The sequence below is a fragment of the Methylobacterium sp. WL18 genome (assembly GCF_008040015.1).
Taxonomy (GTDB): Bacteria; Pseudomonadota; Alphaproteobacteria; order Rhizobiales; family Beijerinckiaceae; genus Methylobacterium; species Methylobacterium mesophilicum.
In genome coordinates this window covers 1-551 of record NZ_VRVD01001274.1, presented here as the reverse complement: position 1 = coordinate 551, position 551 = coordinate 1, and the positions used below count along the sequence as shown (strand labels likewise).

At 75.9% G+C, this 551-nt stretch carries 1 pseudogene; it reads left to right on the top strand.

Annotated elements, in window-relative coordinates:
• Positions 1-551: pseudogene (locus FV228_RS32275) on the top strand (glycosyltransferase); the annotation flags it as partial.

Sequence of the window (551 nt, the reverse complement as noted above, 5' to 3'; positions counted from 1 at the left end):
GCCCTGCACGCTGATCGGCACCCTCGCCGCGTTCGACGCGGGCGCGATCGCGAGACCCGGCCTCGACGTGCTCGACCTGCCCGACGACCGCCCGCTCGGCGGCCCACATTTCGACGGCTTGGAATTCGATGGGCGGGACGGCGAGGCCGGGCGGCCGGAGGCGTTCCACTACGCGCCCCTGAACCATCCCGGCGTGCGCGCCCGCATGGCCCGCATCGCCGACTGGGCCGCCCGGACCGACCCGGCGCTGATCGTGGTCGACGTCTCGGTCGAGGTCGCCCTGCTGGCGCGCCTGCTGTCGGTGCCGACCCTGGTGGTGCGCCTCGCCGGCACCCGCACCGACCGGCCGCATCTGGAAGCCTTCCGCAGCGCGACGCGCCTGCTCGCGCCCTTCCCCGAGGCCCTGGACGGAGCCGGCGTGCCGGACTGGGTCCGCGCCAAGACGCATTATGCCGGGTTCCTGGCCGCACCCGCGCAGGCGGCCGCGGCGGCGGGCGACGACATCCTGGTGGTGTTCGGCCGCGGCGGCGCGGGGGCGACCTGGCGGATAT